Below are 17,053 nucleotides of genomic sequence, written 5' to 3'. Positions count from 1 at the left end.
AAAGGTCGGTATTGTATCCGTAACCAGCCTTCGGGTCAACTCTTTTGGCAACGGATCACCCGCCGCAGGCCTGCAAAAATGCGAGCGATTTCAGGGGGCGGTCCAGGTGCAGGTCGATGGCGGGGTTGAGGAGCAGGTCCGCTTCTCTCAGGCAGGCCTCGGGGAAGACGATGGATCCGAACCTCCCCGATTGCATGGCGCGGGCGAGCAGTTCGGCGGTCTGCCCGGAGATGCCGGTTCCGTCGAGTTCCGGCTGGTAGCCGAGGATCTTCAGGAGGTTTACCGCGAAGAAGCGGCGGTCCGAGGGGGAGGGGGAGGCGCGGTCCAGGTGTTCCAGGTAGCAAAAGAGCAGGCGAAACAGCCGGGGGGCCGGTTCCGCCTCCGGGGTCAGCCGCTCCACCAGCTCGCAGGCGTAGGCAGCGGAGCCGATCCGTTCCAGCTCGGTCCTGATCGAAGGGAAGATGCTGAGGATGTCGGCCGACGCCAGGGTCGCCATGCCGCTCCCCTGCTGGATCTGCAGGTTCAGGTGGGCGAACGACTCCAGTGCGCCGCCGAAGCGTTTGCGGCTTTTCTTGGCGCCGCGGGCTATTCCCGAGATGCGCCCCTGCTCAAGGGTGAACAGCGAGACGATGCGGTCGGCCTCGGCGTAATCGGTGAGCCTCAGGACTATGGCTTCGGTCTGAAGTTTTTTCATCGCGCCGAAAGTAGCACCGCTTGGGGGGCCAGGTCAACTCCCCTGGCGTCAGTGACGGCGCAGCTTGTACCTCAGCATGCCGAGGTACTTGTTGAGGGGGTGGCTCCTGGGGAGCGAGGGGATGGGGGGGGCCGAGCGGGTACCCCACTTGGCGATCTCGGTATGGAATTCCTCGCCGCCGCCCAGCTGGATGCCGCGGCGCAGGGTGGTGAGGCCGCGCTCCTTATTGCCGGCGATGACCTGCACCCGGCCCAGGTTGAGCAGGAAACCGAGGTTGTGCGGCTCGCTCCCCAGTGCCATTTCCGCCAGGTTCAGTGCCCGCTTGATGTCGCCGCCGCTTTTGGCGAGGCAGTAGGCCAGGTGCGAGGCGATCTCCGGGGACTCCTGCTGGCTGTAGGCCTCCTCGAAACAGCTGCGGGCCAGGAAGTAGAGCTTGCGTCCCAGGGCATCGAAACCCTTGCGGCGCAGGTCCGCCGGGTCGTGGCCGCCCCCTTCCTGGTCCACCCGCTCGAAAACCAGGTAGGTGAGCGGAGGATTGGCGTTGGGGCGCTCTTCGCGGTGCACCTCGGCAAAGGTTGCCGGGATTTCGGGGAAGTAGACGTCGCCGGGGTAGCTGGCGTGGATGACGGTGAGGTAGATGCGCTGGCTGATGAGCAGCGCTTCGCGGTACAACCCGGCGCCGCCGCAGATGAAGAGCTCTTCGTCGCCGGTTACCAGGTCCACCGCTTCCTTTAAGGAGCGGGCTACTTCGCAGCCGTTGAACCTGGCGCCGCTGCGGGAAACGACGATGTTGCGCCGCCCGGGCAAGGGGTGGCCGATGCTGTGGAAGGTGCGGGTCCCCATGGCAACGGTGTGCCCCATGGTGATCTCCTTGAACCGGGTCAGGTCGGCGGGGATGTGCCAGGGGAGCTTGCCTTGGTAGCCGATAACCCTGTTGTCAGACATCGCGGCGATAAGCGAGATGATCATGGGGACCTCGATGAGAATCAATTGACAATTGGCGATGGACAATTGACAACGAATTTAAAAATTTGTCAATGCTCAATTCACTTTATCGGCAGTCTGAGCCATTCATTGAGGAAAACCATGACTAAAAGCCACAGTATCAGCACTGTCAGACGCGGGAAGAGCGGCTGTCAGATACAGCCTCACAGTGCCCGGCTCCACATCGTCAATCGTCAATTGCCTCACCTCAGCGTCACCACCGTCACCCCTTCGCCCCCTTCGAACCTCTCGCCGGAGCGGAAGGAGACCACCAGCGGGTGGCCGTTCAAGTAGTTGCGCACCCCCCGCATCAAGGCGCCGGTCCCCTTGCCGTGCACGATGTGCAGCTCGGGGGTGTGGGAGAGCGAGGCGTGGTTCAGGTAGCGCTCCACCGCGTCGAGCGCCTCCTCGACCCGCATCCCCAAAAGATTGATGGAGCTGGCGGGGTCGGGACGCTCCTCCTGCTGCTGGCGCCGCTTCTGCTGTACCTTCGCCTCCTTGCCGGTCTTCTTGGCCAGGGAGGAGAGCGCGACCTCGAGTTCCATGCTTCCGGCGCGCACCCGGGCGCGGCCCGCCTTGGCGTCCAGCGAGAGGACCACGGCGTCGGTATTGAGCGGCTTCACGAAGTAGCTCTTCCCTACCTCCACCTGCCCCGGCGGCAACTCCTCCACCGGGTTCAATTCCTCGAGCACCTTTTGCACCTGCTCCTCGGCCTGGTCCAGCTGGGCGCGGGCCTCGCGGGCCTTGTCCTGGCGTGCCTGTTCGAGAATGGCGTTCACCTCGCGGCGCGCCTTGCGGAGCACCTCCTGGGCTTCCTGGTACCCTTTTTCCCGGGCACCTTTTACGAGCTGGTCCGCTTCTGACTTGCGTGCTGCCAGGTCCCGTTCGCCGCGTTCGATGCGCGACTCGCGCTCGGCGAGGTCGTCGAGCTTGCGCTCCAGCAGTTCGCGTTTTTCCTTCAGCTCGCGCAACAGGGCGTGGAAATCCGCTTCCATGGTCCCGATCATGCCGCGGGCGAAGGTGACCACGTGCTCGGGGAGCCCGTAGCGCCGGGCGATCTCCAGGGCGTGCGACTCGCCGGGTTCGCCGACCACCAGGCGGTAGAGCGGCACCAGGCGCTCGCGGTCGAAGGCCATGGCGGCGTTCAGCATGCCCGCCTCGCGCTGCACGAATCCGATGATCTCGGTCAGGTGGGTGGTCGCCACCACCAGCGCCCCCTGGATCTTCAGCTGGTGCAGCACGGCGCAGGCGATCGCCGCCCCCTGTCCCGGCTCGGTCCCGGTTCCCAGTTCGTCCAGGAGCACCAGGGTGCCCCGGCCCGCCTGGGCCATGATCGAGGAAATCTGCGAGATGTGGGCCGAGAAGGTGGAGAGGCTCTCGGCGATGGACTGCTCGTCACCGATGTCCACCAGGATGTTGTCGACCAGCGGCAGCACCGTACCCGGCAGGGCCGGCACCGGCATGCCGCAGAGCGCCATCACGCTCAAAAGGCCGGCGTTCTTGATGGCGATGGTCTTGCCGCCGGTGTTGGGGCCGGTCACCACCATGACCCGGCTCTCCTCGGAGAGTTCCAGGTCGAGCGGCACCACCTCCTTGCCCATCAGGGTGAGGATCGGGTGGCGCGCCCCCTTGAGGGAGAGCTGCTGGCTCTCGGAGAGTGCCGGGGTCTCGCATTTGAGCTTGTCGCTGAAAAGGGCGATGCAGTTCACGATGTCCAGGCGCACCAGGGCCTCGAACTGCTCCGAGATCAGGTCGGCGTCCTCGCGGATCCAGTCGCAGATCTGGCGGATCACCCGGATTTCCTCGGCCCGCTCGTCGGCGACCAGGTTCTCCAGTTCGTTGGCAAGACCGATGATCTCCAGCGGCTCCATGAAGGCGGTCTCGCCGGTGTTGGAGACGTCGTGCACCACGCCCGGGACCATCCCCTTCGAGTCCATGCGCACCGGGATCACCCAGCGTCCCGACCTCTGGGTGATGAAGTCGTCCTGCAGGAAGATGGCGGTGTGGCGCTCGCGCACGATCTCCTCGAGCCGCTTTTTAATGCGCGAGGTGAGTCCCTTCTTGCGGCCGCGCAGGTCGGCCAGCAGGCGCGAGGCGGTATCGAGGATCTCGCCTTCCGCGTTGACCGTGTGTTCCAGTGGGTCGAGCAGGTCGGCGAAGCCCGTGATGTGCCCGGCCTCGGCGAGGAGCAGCGGGATGTCGGTGCGGAACTTAAGCTGTGCCGAGACGGCGGCCATGACGCGCAGCGTGGGTATGAAGCGCTGCAGTTCGATGGGGGCGAGTACCGCCCCACGCGGGCGGACCGCGCGGATCAGGCGGCTTATGTCTTCGAAGCTGGCGATCTTCAGCGAGATGCCCAGGCGGGTGAGGGTGCGGATCTCCTCCACCAGCCCCAGGCGCAGTTCTATGTGGGACTTCTCGGCAAGCGGTGCAATGGTGAGGACGCCGGTATGGGATGCCTCGCAGTGGGCGAATTCGGCGGCGGTTTCCAGGATCCGGTCAAACTCGAGGCGCTTCAGGGTTTCCTTGCTGATCATTCCTTCTCCAAAGCTGCAAGACGCGCTGGTGCTGCCAACGCTATCGCGGGTGAATAGGTACATCACAGTGCATCATCACAGGGACAACATCACTATCCAAACAAGCTCCTGCCAACTCACCCTCGCCCTCCGGGAGGGGGCAGGGGTGAGGGGGGAGTGCGCTGCCCCCGGGGGAAAACCCCTTGGCAGAGCATCTCCCGTTCCCATGCCGGAGTTCAGGAACCAGGGTGTTGCGGGTTAATGGCCTGGAACCTGGAACTGCCGTTCAAAGAAACCAGCTCACCGGGCTGAAGAGCCGTTCCAGGAAGCGGATCGACCAGCCGCGGCGCTCGTGCTCGTCCAGCACGATGCGACGCGCGCCCAGCAGGTCCGCCTCGAGCATCTCGGCCACCTGGATGCCGAACTCCGGGCTGTCCACCACCACGTTCAGCTCGTAGTTGCGGTGGAAGCTGCGCTGGTCCAGGTTCGCCGAGCCGACCATGACCCAGTTTCCGTCGATGAGCAGCACCTTGGCGTGCAAAACGGCGCTGTCCAGCTCGTAGATCTCGATCCCGTTGCGCATGAGCTGCGCGTAGCAGGTGCGGCTCACCAGGCGTACCAGCGGGACGTCGTTTTTGTGCGGCAGTAAGAGCCTGACCCGGGCCCCGCGCCCGGCCGCGCGCAACAGCGAGCGGATCACCCGCGGCCCCGGGATGAAATAGGGGCTTGCGATGGTGACCGACTCCGAGGCGCCGGCGATGGCGACCCGGAAGGAGCTGCGGATAAAGGAGCGCTCGTGGTGCGGGCCGCCGTTGATGATCATCACCTTGGCGTCCCCCTCGGCGCTGTAGAACCTCTCCTCGTGGCAGACCGAGGGGGCTGCGCCGCTCTCCTCGTGCCAGAACTGGCAGAACAGGTGCACCAGCTCCTGCACCGCCGGGCCATCGATACGGATCCCCACGTCGCGCCAGCTGGTCGGTGTGCTGCCGTACCCCGAATAGACGTTGGCGATGTTGATCCCGCCGGTGAAGGCGCAGCAGCCGTCGATGATGGCTACCTTGCGGTGGTCGCGCTTGTCGAACCATCCGATGCCCCGGGCAAAGGGAGGCGGGTTGAAGGCGCAACAGTGCACCCCTTCCTTGGCCATCCGCTTGAAGAAGGCGGCGGGGGTCTCGAAACAGCCGATGTAGTCGTAGAGGAAGTAGACCCTGACGCCACGCTGAACCGCATCGATGAGGGCATCGGCCACCATCCGTCCGGTTTCGTCGTCGCAGACCGTGTAGAACTCCATGCAGATGCTGGAGCGCGCCTCGCGGATGCTCTCCAGAAGCGCCGGGAAGAACTGCGAGCCGTAGCGGTACAGCGTGGTCTGGTTACCCTGGAAAGAGACTGCGGCGGTGTTGCGGCGGAAGAAGTCGAAGAACTTCGGCGTCCGGAACAGCAGCTTTCTTCTTTTGTGGCGTGTGCTGGTCATGGTCTGCTCTTTACTTGCGCGGGGGCTGGATCAGGGGACCTTGGCAAAGCAAAGAAGCGCGGAAAATAACGTCGTCAATAGGCATTACTTCCGCGCTTCACAGAGAGCGTTACACTTCGGGTGGGATGGGTCTTAGACGGAGACGACTTCCTTGACACCCGGGATTTTGTCTTTGAGGGTTCTTTCGATACCCATCTTCAAGGTCATGGTGGACATCGGGCAGTGACCGCAGGCACCAACCAGGCGTACCTTCACCACACCGTCATCACCAACTTCTACCAGTTCGACATCGCCGCCGTCAGCCTGCAGCGCTGGCCGAATCTGATCCAATACCGTTTTTACCTCTTCTACCATGGGATCCTCCAGGATGTATTCGGTGTCTGTGCCAGTCCCCATCTTAGCATCGCGACAGATGGAAAGTGAACGGAAATAACCTTAGCAACTTTCAGCTCGTTTGCAAAGCATAACTTGCCCTTGGAGGGCGCTGCTGCTACTCGCCGTGCACCCCGGGGGTGGTGAGCGGGAAGGGGGCGAGCACCTCGTCGAGCGCCTTTTCGGTGAGGATGCCGCGCTCCAGGATCACCTGGCGGATGCTCTTGCCGCTCTTGGCCGACTCCTTGGCCACCTCGGCTGCCGCGGCATAGCCGATGCTGGGAGCCAGCACCGTGGCAAGCCCGACCGACTGGTCCAGGTAGCTGCGGCAGCGCTCCTCGTTGACCCCGATCCCCGCCACGCAGAGCCTGGTGAACTGGTGCAGGCAGTTCTTCAGGATCTCCAGGCTGAAGAGGGTGTTGAACGCGATCACCGGCATCATGACGTTGAGTTCCAACTGGCCGGCCTGCACCGCCATGGTGACCGCGGTTTCGGCCCCCACCACGTGGAAACAGACCATGTTGGTCACCTCGGCCATGACCGGGTTCACCTTCCCCGGCATGATGGAGGAACCGGGCTGCATGGCGGGGAGGGTGATTTCGCCCAGACCGGTGCGCGGCCCCGAGGAGAGGAGCCTCAGGTCGTTGGCGATGCGGATCAGGTTGACTGCGATTCCCTTGAGACTGCTGCAGAGCGCCAAGAGCGGTTCCATGTTCTGCATGCGTTCCACGAGGTCCTTGCCGCGCGAGAGCTCCTGCCCGGTTTCCCGGGAGAGCTTTTCGACGATGAGGTCGATGTACTGTTCTTCGGCGTTCAGGCCGGTGCCGACCGCGGTACCGCCGATCCCCAACTCGCGCAGTCCCGGGAAGGTGCGGGTGAGCCCGGTGAGGTTGTTCTCGATCCCCTGGGCGTAGGCGGCAAACTCCTGCCCGAGCCGGATGGGGACCGCGTCCTGCAGGTGGGTGCGCCCGGACTTGAGGATCCCGTCGAACTCGATCGCCTTGCGCCGCAAGGCCACCACCAGCTCCTGGAGCTCCTGGGCCAGCTGGTCACCGAGGTCCAGCGCCGCCAGGCGCATCGCCGTCGGGAAGACATCGTTGGTCGACTGGGCCATGTTGACGTGGTCGTTGGGGTTCACCTTGGCGTAGTTCCCCAACTCGCCCCCCAAGAGTTCGTTGGCCCGGTTGGCCAGCACCTCGTTCACGTTCATGTTGTGCGAGGTCCCGGCGCCGGCCTGGAAGGGATCGACCACGAACTGGTCCGGGAAGTCCCCCTTGAGCGCCTCGTCGGCCGCACTCACGATGGCGTTGCCGAGTTCGCTGTTGAGCCGCCCGGTCGCCATGTTGGCCATGGCCGCGCACTTCTTGATCTGCACCGTGGCCCGCACCAGCGCCGGGTGGGGCTTTAAGCCCGAAATGGGGAAGTTGTCCACTGCCCGCTGGGTCTGGGCGCCGTAGTAGGCTCCCTCCGGGACTTCGACGGTCCCCATGGTGTCCTTCTCGATACGCACTGCCATGATGTCGGCTCCTTTGCGGGGGCGGTTGCTGCTTCCCCGGTGCTGGTCTGGTATGGCCACGGTTTTGGTCGGCGTGCTGCTCTGCCGAGGCAACTGGGTCGCCGGCCGTTACTAAGAATACCACAAAATGCACCACATTAATGTGTGAGGAGAGCCGGAAGATCTCATAATGACTGAGACAACGCTGGAAGGGAGATTCGGGAACCAAGGGGGAGACAACTACTGGTGCACGCCGTGAGCCGGCTTGCTGCGGGACAAGGGAGGTGATTGGGTCACTGAACAGCCCTCGTGGGGGCGAAGGGGATGACTCCATGAAAGGGCGGGCAGGGTCAGTCGAGCAACTGTCCCAGGGTGAGCAACTCCTCGATGGTGCGGGTCTCCAGGATGGCGCACCCTAAGGATTGCGGAAGCTCGAGGTCGACCTGGTAGCGGTCCCCCACGAAGAGGGTCTCACCGGGGGTGCGGCCGATGCTCTCGAGGATGCCGGTCAGGACCGCGCGGTCCGGCTTGGGGCGCCAGGAATCCTCGATGGTGAAGACTTCTTTGAAATAGCCTCGGATGGCGAGCTGGGCCATGATGCGGCCGGAAAGGGAGCGGTTGTTGTTGGTATAGACGTATAACTCGTAGCGCTCGCCGAGGTGCTCTAAAAGCCGCTGCACCCGAGGGTCGGGGGCGAGCAGCTGTTCGGGATGGATGTCCTCGCTGAACCTGCGGTGCAGCTCCTGAAGCGTCCCGCCCAGGGCGACCACCGCGCGGCTCAGGGTGCCGCCGCTGTCGCTTGGGCAGGAACGGGCCCTTTGAAGCTCGTCCTGGGCTTGGTCAGGCGAGATCCCCCTGAGGTCGGCGACGTAGCGGCAAGCGCTTTGGTGCACCTCCTCGCCCAGCCGGTCGTCGACGTAGAGGGTGCCGTCCAGGTCGAAGACGATGGCCCACACCGTCTTCCTGTCCAAACCGGGCGTCGTCACAGTCCCATGCCCCATTTTCTCATGCAGAGCAGCTGCGGATTCTCCACCCCCTTGGCCTGGATCAGCACCTTGAAGGTGTCCCCCATCCCCCCCTCGGGCAGCATCAGCTTCTTCAGGTTGAGCCGGTGGGCGATCCGCTCCTGCTCGCTGGTGGCCGCCGCCTCGAGGCGCATCAGCTCCTCCACCATGCCCGTCCCCAACAGGAAACGGTACTGCTCGCCGTACCAGACGTTTTGCAGGCCGGCCTCAACCCCGGCGGCCATGAGGTCGCTGAAGTTGACGTGGGTGGTGATGTCCTGCTGTCCCACCAGCTCAAAGGGGTCTTCCCCGGTCTGGTGCTGGTAGTAGCACATCAGGGTGCCGTCCTTGCGCTGCGGGGCGTAGAGCTCTTCGGCAAGGTAGCCGTAGTCGACGGTGAGCACGAAACCGCGCTCAAGGGTTGCGGCGGCCGCGGCGATCCACCCTGCGGCGCAGAGATTCACCTCGGCGCGCTGGCCGGGCATCAGGGCCACCTGGAATTTGGTGAAGTACTCGGCAAGTTGCGGGTCGGAGAGCGGCCCGTGCTTCTCCACGAGTTCACCGTTTCGTACCCCGACGTAGAGCTCCTTGAGCCCCTCGCCGGTCATCTCGACGATGTGCACCGGCATGGCGTCGAAGAGCTCATTGGAGATGATGCAACCGGTGAAGGAAAGGTTTCCGGAGGCGAGTTCCTCCGGCGTACTCCAGGCAAGGTGAGCGCCGTGGCGCGCCAGGAACGTTTCCTGGGCCTCCTTGAGGCTCGGCTCCTTTTCGATGAGCCGGTAGCAGATCCCCTGGTAGAGCGGCTGGTTCAGTTCGGCGAGGGCGTCCAGGATGTCCAAGGCGAGTTGGCCGCCGCCGGCGCCGGCCTCGGCAATGGTGAAATTCGCCGGGCTGTCCAGAAGTTCCCAGAACCGGGAGATCTCCTTGGCGATCATTCGGCCGAAGGCGCTGTGCACGTTCATGCTGGTATAGAAATCACCCTGGGCCCCGACCTTGCGCCCAGCCGAGGTGTAGTAGCCCAGTCCCGGCTCGTAGAGCGCCGCCTCCATGAACGAGGCGAAGGTGAGATCCCCCTCGGCGGCGATGCGTTGTGCCAGGATGTTAGCCAGTTCAGTCTTTTCCACCTGTTCTCCCATGAGCCCCTCCAAAGTGTCTACATATAAGGTATGGGGCATTTTTTGTCAACGAAGCGGCGGCCGGGGAAAGGAGAGGGACGAGGGAAAATCGATTTTTGCCACGGAGCCACCAAGGGCACGGAGAAATGCGGGTTGCTGGGGCCCACAGGCAGGTGGTGGGCAAGTACTCTCTGATCTTGACCGGCCTATCCCGTTGGCGAACAAGGCCGAACAGTCTGAAAAGTGCTTATACCGGGGTTGCTGTTGGGGAAGGAGAGGCAGTCTCAGGTATCCTGCAGTTCTCCGTGTGCTTGGTGGCTCCGTGGCTAAATTGCCTCGTCTTGATACAGCTTCGCCATCTCGCGCGTTTCTCGTGCCAGTTCCTCGCGCCACTCCTGCGGGGCGAGGAGCTCCGCCTGTGAGCCGTAGGAACGCAGCCAGGAGAGGATCTCAAGCTTGCCACCGGCCCGAAAGGAAAGCATAACGCCGCCATCTTCCAGCTCCTCGATCCTTTGCGAGGCGTGCCAGACGCGGTCCCTGATGGTGTAGGCGACAGCCTTGCCGAAACGGATCCGTACCTCCCGGGGCGCTTCAGCGACGATACCGAAGGCGCCTTCCAGTGCCTGTGCGGCGTTGAACCCCTCTGGTATCTCGAAACGCTCCTTTTCCGGCTCGACCGAGACGATGCGCTCAACGGCAAAAGTGCGTAGCGCCTTGCGGTTGTGGGCCCAGCCCAACAGGTAGATCCCCCCTTTCTGAAAGACCAGGGTGTAGGGATCGACGCGGTAGCTTTGCGGTTCGCCGCGACCCGAGGAACGGTAACTCAGGGTGATCCCCTGCTGGTGCAAAAGTGCGTGGCGGATCACGGCGAGGGGCTGGGCGGATTTGCTGTAGTCGCGCTTGCCCTGCAAAAGCGGGTGGGCGACGTCGGCGATGCGCTCCATGTGCGCGGCAAGGCGCGGCGGCAAGACGGAGTTCACCTTGCGAAAGACGCTCTGCAGGTCCTCGAGAAAGGGGGTGCCGTTTAACTGGTCGAGCTGGGAGCGCAACAGGGAAAGGGTCATCAGCTCCTGGAGGGTGAAGCTGATAGGGGGAACGTCTTTGAAGCGGGTGAGGAACCGGAAGACCTTGACGCGGTCCTGCCAGTCGGAGATGAGTGGGTAGCCGGCTTCCTCGATGGCGTCGAGGTCGCGCTGGATGGTGCGTCGGTTGACGCCGGTCTCCTCGGCGAGTTCGTCGAGGGTGATGCCGTGGCGTGCCTCGATCAGGCGGATCACATCGTGGATGCGACCCGCCTGCGAGTACTTCTTGGCCGGACGACCGACTCCCATTATTCGGGCTTCTGCTCCACGGGCTGGTCGGATTTCGGCTTGGAGGAGCGCCGGCGCCGCTTGCGCTTCTTCGCCGCATCGGACCCCGCTTCGCCGGACGCGCCGTTCGCGGGTTCGGCAGATACTGCCGCCCTCTCGGCGGGGGCGGCCTTGGCTGCGGGCTTGGTTGCGGGCTTGTCGCTCCGACCGCGGCCCCTCGCACTGTCTTTGCCGCCGGGCTTGCTCCCCGATCTGCCGCCCTTGTCGCGGTTCGGCTTCTCGGCGGGGGGCGGGCGCTTGGTTCTCTTGTAGTCGTGAACGAACATGTCGTCCTCGGCCCATTCGGTCGGGATCTTCTGCTTGATGAACTCCTGGATCCCCTCCAGGTAGAAGGCCCCGTCCTCATCGGCAAAGGAGATCGCCATCCCTTCGGCGCCGGCGCGGGCGGTGCGGCCGATGCGGTGCACGTAGTCCTCGCTGTCCTGGGGGAGGTCGTAGTTGATCACGTGGGTCACGCCGTCGATGTGGATGCCGCGCGAGGCGACGTCGGTGGCGATCATGATGGGGAGGATGCCGGCCTTAAAATCCGAGAGGATCTTCAGGCGTTTTCTCTGCTCCACGTCACCGGAGATCACCTTGGCCGGGAACTCGTTCGCGTTCAGCCGGTCCTGCAGGTACTCCGCTTCGCGCTTGGTGTTCACGAAGATCATGGTGCGCTCCATCCCCACCTTGCGCAAAAGGCCCAAGAGCAGCGGGAACTTCTCCTTGCGCGCCACGTGGTAGAGCACCTGCTCGACCCTTTCGGCAGTCATCTGCTCGGGGGTCACCGAGACCTTCTCGGGCATGTTCATGAACTCGTAGGCGAGCTCCATGACCCGGGTGTTGAGCGTCGCGGAGAACAGGAGGTTTTGGCGCTTGTCGTAGTTGGGGAGTTTGCGCAGGATGTAGCGCAGGTCCGCGATGAACCCCATGTCGAACATCCGGTCCGCCTCGTCGATGACCAGGGCCTCGATGTCCTTCAGGGAGTAGACCTTCTGTTTCAGGTAGTCGATCAGGCGCCCGGGGGTACCGATGACCACGTCGGCTCCGGCCTTCAGGGCGTCGCGCTGCTTCATGTAGTCGACGCCGCCGTAGATGGCCTGGATGGTGAACCCGGTGTGGCACCCCAGTGCCTGGGCGTCCTTTTCGATCTGCACCACCAGTTCGCGGGTCGGCGCCAGGATGAGCGCACGCGGGTGGTGGGCACCCCCGGATTTCTGCTGACCCAAGAGGCGGGTGAACACGGAAATCAGGAAGGCCGCGGTCTTGCCGGTGCCGGTCTGGGCCTGGCCTGCGACGTCCTTGCCGGAGAGCGAGATGGGGAGCGCCTTTTCCTGAATGGGGGTGCAATCGGTGAATCCGGTCTCCTCGATCCCCTTGAGGACCTGGGCCGGAATCGGCAGTTCGGTGAATTTCATAGTAGCTGGTTGCCTCATCTTGTCGTTATTTCAAGAGGATATACTTAGCATACAATGCGGGGTATGGCAAGAAAAGCGTGAAATATTAATTAACTCTGCTGCCAGGAACGCGGTGAGGGGGCCTGTCGGGCAGCGCACAGCTCTTGACCCGGTCCAAATGCCGGTGCTCAGGGCTTTTTCACCTTTCTACCGAAGCCGTTGCCTTAGGTCCCCTCTCCCCCTGCGGGAGAGGGACAGGGTGAGGGGGAAGGTGCCACATCATAGCCGATGGCAGCTTTCCCCACCCCGCGGCCCCCTCCCGCCAAGGGTGGGGGAGACGTCGTGCCCCGGCGCCGGAGGAGACCGTTGAATCACCTCAACACGGCAATCTCGTCCACGTTTGCATTCTTCCCTTCACCGACGGGCACAAGCTGTGCTATGGTGACGCCCGAAAATTTCAGTACGAGGGACAGATGACGCAATCTTTCATTCAGATCGAATCACCGAACTACCTTAAACTCGAAGATCTCCCCAGCCAGCCGGACTGGGCCGCCGTCTTCGGCAACGACCGGCCCTTGGCCCTGGAAATCGGCTGCGGGGTTGGCGACTTCATGCTGCAGACCGCACTGGAGAAGCCCGAGACCAACTTCATCGCCATCGATTTCTACAACAAGGGGTGCTACAAGACCTGCCGGCGCCTGGACCGCCACGGCGTGACCAACGTGCGCGTGTTGCGCGACGAGGCGCGTGGGTTCATCACCGAGCGGATCGCCAAGGAGAGCCTCTCGGCGATCTACATCAACTGCCCCGATCCCTGGCCCAAGAAGCGTCACCGCAAACGGCGCCTGGTGCAGCAGGAGTTCGTCGAGTTCCTGCTCCAGTACCTCCATGACGGTGCCGACTTCTATTTCGCGACCGATTTTGTCGATTACGGCGAGGACGTGGCCAACTTCCTCCCCGATGTCGCAGGGCTCACCAACCAGTTCGCCCCGGACCTGTACCGGCACGACTTCCCCGGGTATCACCGTTCCAAGTACATGCGCAAGTTCATGGCCGAGGGGAAGGAGATCTACTTCGTGCACTACAAGGTGTGCAAAGCGGCCGCCGCAGCCAACCCGAAGGAGGGGAACGCCGAGCAGGCAGCCTAGGGACGCAAAGTCGCCGTCAGGATGGGTAGCTACAAAAAAGAGGGGGTCGCCGAAAGCGATCCCCTCTTTGAGTTTTGTGCAATCCCCTTACGCTTCCGGGAAGGTTCGCAACAGGTGACCCTTGATGGTCGCCTCGAAGTCCGCCTCTTTGTCGCCGCGGTAGACCAGCGACGAACCGATCTCCGCGGCCAGGATGGCGAAGAGGTACTTGGTCGGCAGGTTCTTGATGCGCCGCGCGAACCTCGGCTCCTCGCGCAGCATCTTGGGAAGGTGCGCCAGGATCGCCCGACGGTAGATGGGCTGCAGGCAGAGCTGCGGGCGGTTCTGGAAGAACCGGTAAATCATCGCGTAGTGCTCGTTGATCTCGCTACTGAGCGAATCGGAGATCTCGGTGCACAAGGCGCCCAGGTTCTCGCGGCGCCGCTTCAGGATGAGTCGTGCCTCGTCCGCCGCCCGCTGCTCCAGGATCTGCAGCACGTCCTTCACGTAACGCTCTTTCTCGGACAGGAACTCGTCCTCGGACAACAGCAGGTTCGCGATGATCTCGTAAGAGGAGGAGATCACCCCGCACTTGTTGGCCGAGGCGTCGCGCATGATGATGACCCCCTTCTTCTGGAGCTGGATGCGCGCCTCGGGGGTGATGAACGAGTTGGCCCCCTCGATGATCGCCGGTGCAGAGGGGGTGCCGTCGGCCTTCAGGTAGTTGCTCCAGTTGTCCTTGTCGATGGTCTCCGGACGTCCCCCCGCCGGGATGAACAGGTCCGCCTCGACGCTGAACGGCAGGCTCGCGTAGGCCCGGGAGAACTCGTCCGTGGAAAGCCACTCCTCGATGAGCCCCTTCTCGCCGCGGCTCACCTTGCGGTACAGTTCGCGGAACCCTTCGCGCCGGCTGCCGCTTCTAAAGATCATGAAGCCGCCCGGGTGGAGCGCCTCGGGGCTGAAGGCATCCAGGTCGGCCTTGAGGACTACGTTGGCCAGTTCGCCACGGTCAGCCCCCTGCGGATCGTAGAGGGCCGCGGTTCCATCCAGGATCAGGCGCACCGCCACCTTGGGGGAACGCTCCAAAAGGATGCGCAGCGCGTTGCCGGCCACGTCGCCGTTGGGGCCGCCGGTCAGCTTCAGCGAGAAGGCATCCTTATAGATGTCGATCCCCAGTTCCTTCATGGTGATCTCGGCGAACTTGACCACCCCGGCCGAGGTGACCCCGTACTCCTTGTGGTTGATCCCCACCCCCTTGCTGGACATGATGCCGATACCGAGGATGTAGCCGCGCCGCTTGGAGATGCGGGCGATGTTCTCGATCATCAGGTCGTGCATGTTCTCGTCCGGCCCCAATTCGATCGGCTCGTCCTCGCGGTAGTAGTCCACCACCTTAGGGTTCTTGGCGACCCCGTCCTCGGTCACGAAGATGTCCAGGAAGGCGTTGGTCACACCATGCTGCAGCTTGTAGAGGCGCCAGTTCTCCATGTTCCGTTCGCCGCTTCGCTGCAGGTCGGCCGAGTCGAGGATCACCACCAGCTTGGAGCCCCCCTCGTAGATGTCCTTGTTTTTCAGGTGCTGGGTGTGCGCCAGTACGAAGTTCTCGCGGAAGATGGTGTTCGCGTTGGTGATGAAATCGTCCGAGTTGCGGGCGATGACGGTACGCCAGCCGCCGCGGGCGATATCGGAGAAGCCGATGTGGTAGCCAAAGCCGAAGCGGCTGAAGAAGAAGGTGACCCGGAAGGGGGTGGCGGCCGGCAGGTCCGAGGTGAACTCGGGCCCCAGCTCCTTCAGGTACGCGGGATCCAGCCTGAAGGCGAGTGCCTGCTTCTCCAGCACGAAGAAGTTGGTCTTCAGGGTGTGGCTGATGAAGATCAGGCAGCAGCGGTAGATGGCGCGGCGCACCTCGTCCAGGTAGCGGTGGCCGGTATTGTAGCCGGTGACCGCGCGGGTGGTCTCCTCCAGGACGGCCGGGTAGACCTGGTCGCGGTTCTCGATAGCGGGGTCGAAGCGTGCCCGGAACAGCTTCACCAGTTGCAGGGCCATCTCCGGGTGCAGGTGGAAGGCGTTCTGCACGTCGTCCAGACCGAAGCGGTCCGGGCGGTTGTGCGCGAGGTTACTGTGGCAAAAGGCGATGAAGGCGTTGGTGAGGGTCGCCTCCTCGCCGGTCATGACGCCGGTGGTCACGAACTCGCGGTAGGTGTACCCCTTGGTGGCGACGATCTGCGAGTTGTAGAGTTCCTGCTGCAGGCGGGTGTACAGCTCGGAGCCCGGTTCCAGGATCTCGCCGGAGCGGCGTCTGACGTAGAAGGTCCCCAGGAAGTAGGGGTGCACGCCGTTTGAGATGGTGAGGCAGTAGGCGCGGTTCACCCCCAGGTCCAGGCGGTTGAACACCTCCATGAGCTGGAGCAGGAACTCCTTCTGGGGCGGGTTGCCCACCGCGAAGTGCACCCGAGACTCCAGGGGATTGATGGTCGGCTCCACGTAGAGGTAGATGCCGCCGCTGCGTCCGGCCTTCTGGAAGAGCTGGAGCACCTGCGCCACCCTGAGCGGCGAGGATACTCTTACGTAGTTTTCGTTGTTGAGCCACAGGATGCGCAGCAGCCGGTCCAGTTCCTTCATGTCGAACTCGGGGTAGTGCTTCCTGAGGTCCCGTGCCACCTCGCGGGAGATCTTCGGCGGGATCTCGACGTCCTTCCATCCCAACACGTCGCCGTTGGTCTTGCGGTCGAACTCGAAGCGCTGGATCTCCAGCGAGCGCCCCATCCCCGGCAGTTCCCCCTCCGAATGAGAGATCATGGCGTAGGAGATTTCCATGTCCGGGAAGTTGCGCAGCGTATCGTAGAGCGAACCCGGAGCGTTGACACGGGCGAGGACCAGGGTCTTTTGGCGGTCCGTCAGGATCAGCCGGCGGTTGTGCTGGAGCGAACCGAGCTCACGCTCCAGGAGCTTGAGTGCTTCCGGTTCGTCCTGCATGGCGGTGAAGAAGTAGGGATTGAGCTGCTCTTTGAGCCATTTCCGATTGGCGACGATTTCGGCGTGCCTGTCCTTGCTCGTTGCTGCCGTGCTACCCATGATGTACCCCTTTCCGGACGTGTTAGCTATGCTGCGCGACAGTATAGCAGTGGTTTTCAGATCTTGTTTACACTAATTTTATTTAGATGGCAAAAAAGTTTACTCACAGCAAACTCCCTCTCCCTTCCAATCGGCTCAAGTAAACTGACGTTGTGAGGTGTGCTGACTATAAGACCAGGGATTACGCCACGGAGATACGGAGTTCGCGGAGAACACCCACTGCACTAGGCTCAGTGAGGAGATCTAAGTCCTTTTATCGCCGTTGTTTCTGTCGCTCTGCGTGCCTGCCCTGTCTTGGTGGCGCAACAGGCTATCCGAAGAGAGTTCCGTTCCACCTTTTGCGGCCCGTCCCGCGTGGGCCATCGGGGTGAACCGTTCTCAAGCAGTTCAGATTTTAGTGTCACTACACATCGTAACAGCATATTTTGCAGCTACGATGTCTCAGGTG

Annotated in this window: 12 protein-coding genes; 1 reads left to right on the top strand and 11 read right to left on the bottom strand. The window is 63.1% G+C overall.

From position 1 onward, the window contains the following. Positions 1-55: 55 nt before the first annotated feature. From recO to H7688_RS03270, 10 genes are all read right to left on the bottom strand, one after another. A complete protein-coding gene (gene recO, locus H7688_RS03315) occupies positions 56-694 on the bottom strand; it encodes a DNA repair protein RecO (RefSeq protein WP_183359591.1) in 639 nt (212 codons plus the stop codon). 48 nt (positions 695-742) lie between these two features. Beyond that, complete coding sequence (locus H7688_RS03310) at positions 743-1,663, bottom strand: dihydrofolate reductase (RefSeq protein ID WP_183359590.1); 921 nt, start codon at positions 1,661-1,663, stop codon at positions 743-745. 218 nt (positions 1,664-1,881) lie between these two features. Next, positions 1,882-4,215 carry an endonuclease MutS2 gene (locus H7688_RS03305; protein ID WP_183359589.1) on the bottom strand — a complete coding sequence of 778 codons (2,334 nt, stop codon included), beginning with the start codon at positions 4,213-4,215 and terminating at the stop codon, positions 1,882-1,884. A 265-nt stretch (positions 4,216-4,480) separates the two neighbouring features. Continuing rightward, positions 4,481-5,668: a phospholipase D-like domain-containing protein gene (locus H7688_RS03300; RefSeq protein ID WP_183359588.1), complete on the bottom strand. Its 1,188-nt coding sequence runs from the start codon at positions 5,666-5,668 to the stop codon at positions 4,481-4,483. A 132-nt stretch (positions 5,669-5,800) separates the two neighbouring features. Further along, the gene (locus tag H7688_RS03295) at positions 5,801-6,022 is read right to left on the bottom strand and encodes a NifU family protein (protein WP_183353119.1); all 222 of its coding nucleotides are present in this window, start codon (positions 6,020-6,022) and stop codon (positions 5,801-5,803) included. 136 nt (positions 6,023-6,158) lie between these two features. After that, positions 6,159-7,556 (bottom strand): aspartate ammonia-lyase, encoded by a 1,398-nt coding sequence (locus tag H7688_RS03290; RefSeq protein ID WP_183359587.1) that lies wholly within the window; start codon positions 7,554-7,556, stop codon positions 6,159-6,161. A gap of 329 nt (positions 7,557-7,885) precedes the next feature. Beyond that, positions 7,886-8,506, bottom strand: coding sequence for an HAD family hydrolase (locus H7688_RS03285; RefSeq protein ID WP_246329694.1), 621 nt, complete (start codon positions 8,504-8,506; stop codon positions 7,886-7,888). Between the two features lie 11 nt (positions 8,507-8,517). After that, on the bottom strand, positions 8,518-9,678 hold the full coding sequence (locus H7688_RS03280; protein WP_183359585.1) for a class I SAM-dependent methyltransferase: 1,161 nt from the start codon (positions 9,676-9,678) through the stop codon (positions 8,518-8,520). A 305-nt stretch (positions 9,679-9,983) separates the two neighbouring features. Continuing rightward, a complete protein-coding gene (locus H7688_RS03275; RefSeq protein WP_183359584.1) occupies positions 9,984-10,988 on the bottom strand; it encodes a helix-turn-helix transcriptional regulator in 1,005 nt (334 codons plus the stop codon). Next, positions 10,988-12,424, bottom strand: a complete 1,437-nt coding sequence (locus H7688_RS03270) for a DEAD/DEAH box helicase (protein WP_183359583.1) — start codon at positions 12,422-12,424, stop codon at positions 10,988-10,990. The genes H7688_RS03275 and H7688_RS03270 overlap by 1 nt, the downstream gene beginning before the upstream one ends. 452 nt (positions 12,425-12,876) lie before the next feature. Here H7688_RS03270 and trmB point away from each other — a divergent pair, with 452 nt between their 5' ends. Then, the gene (trmB, locus tag H7688_RS03265; protein ID WP_183359582.1) at positions 12,877-13,551 is read left to right on the top strand and encodes a tRNA (guanosine(46)-N7)-methyltransferase TrmB; all 675 of its coding nucleotides are present in this window, start codon (positions 12,877-12,879) and stop codon (positions 13,549-13,551) included. 87 nt (positions 13,552-13,638) lie between these two features. Here trmB and H7688_RS03260 read toward each other — a convergent pair whose 3' ends face one another. Further along, complete coding sequence (locus H7688_RS03260; RefSeq protein ID WP_183359581.1) at positions 13,639-16,605, bottom strand: NAD-glutamate dehydrogenase domain-containing protein; 2,967 nt, start codon at positions 16,603-16,605, stop codon at positions 13,639-13,641. Positions 16,606-17,053 lie beyond the last annotated feature (448 nt).

Origin of the sequence: Geomonas limicola (assembly GCF_014193675.1) — a bacterium.
Lineage (GTDB): Bacteria > Desulfobacterota > Desulfuromonadia > Geobacterales > Geobacteraceae > Geomonas > Geomonas limicola.
Note: the sequence above shows the minus strand (reverse complement) of the source record. Positions and strands in the feature narration are given on the sequence as shown.

Excerpts from the sequence above, each read along its gene's own strand:
- H7688_RS03275 (WP_183359584.1), bottom strand. The coding sequence starts at position 10,988 with ATGGGAGTCGGTCGTCCGGCCAAGAAGTACTCGCAGGCGGGTCGCATC.
- H7688_RS03260 (WP_183359581.1), bottom strand. The coding sequence starts at position 16,605 with ATGGGTAGCACGGCAGCAACGAGCAAGGACAGGCACGCCGAAATCGTC.
- H7688_RS03295 (WP_183353119.1), bottom strand. The coding sequence starts at position 6,022 with ATGGTAGAAGAGGTAAAAACGGTATTGGATCAGATTCGGCCAGCGCTG.
- recO (WP_183359591.1), bottom strand. The coding sequence starts at position 694 with ATGAAAAAACTTCAGACCGAAGCCATAGTCCTGAGGCTCACCGATTAC.
- H7688_RS03300 (WP_183359588.1), bottom strand. The coding sequence starts at position 5,668 with ATGACCAGCACACGCCACAAAAGAAGAAAGCTGCTGTTCCGGACGCCG.
- H7688_RS03270 (WP_183359583.1), bottom strand. The coding sequence starts at position 12,424 with ATGAAATTCACCGAACTGCCGATTCCGGCCCAGGTCCTCAAGGGGATC.
- trmB (WP_183359582.1), top strand. The coding sequence starts at position 12,877 with ATGACGCAATCTTTCATTCAGATCGAATCACCGAACTACCTTAAACTC.
- H7688_RS03290 (WP_183359587.1), bottom strand. The coding sequence starts at position 7,556 with ATGGCAGTGCGTATCGAGAAGGACACCATGGGGACCGTCGAAGTCCCG.
- H7688_RS03310 (WP_183359590.1), bottom strand. The coding sequence starts at position 1,663 with ATGATCATCTCGCTTATCGCCGCGATGTCTGACAACAGGGTTATCGGC.
- H7688_RS03280 (WP_183359585.1), bottom strand. The coding sequence starts at position 9,678 with ATGGGAGAACAGGTGGAAAAGACTGAACTGGCTAACATCCTGGCACAA.
- H7688_RS03305 (WP_183359589.1), bottom strand. The coding sequence starts at position 4,215 with ATGATCAGCAAGGAAACCCTGAAGCGCCTCGAGTTTGACCGGATCCTG.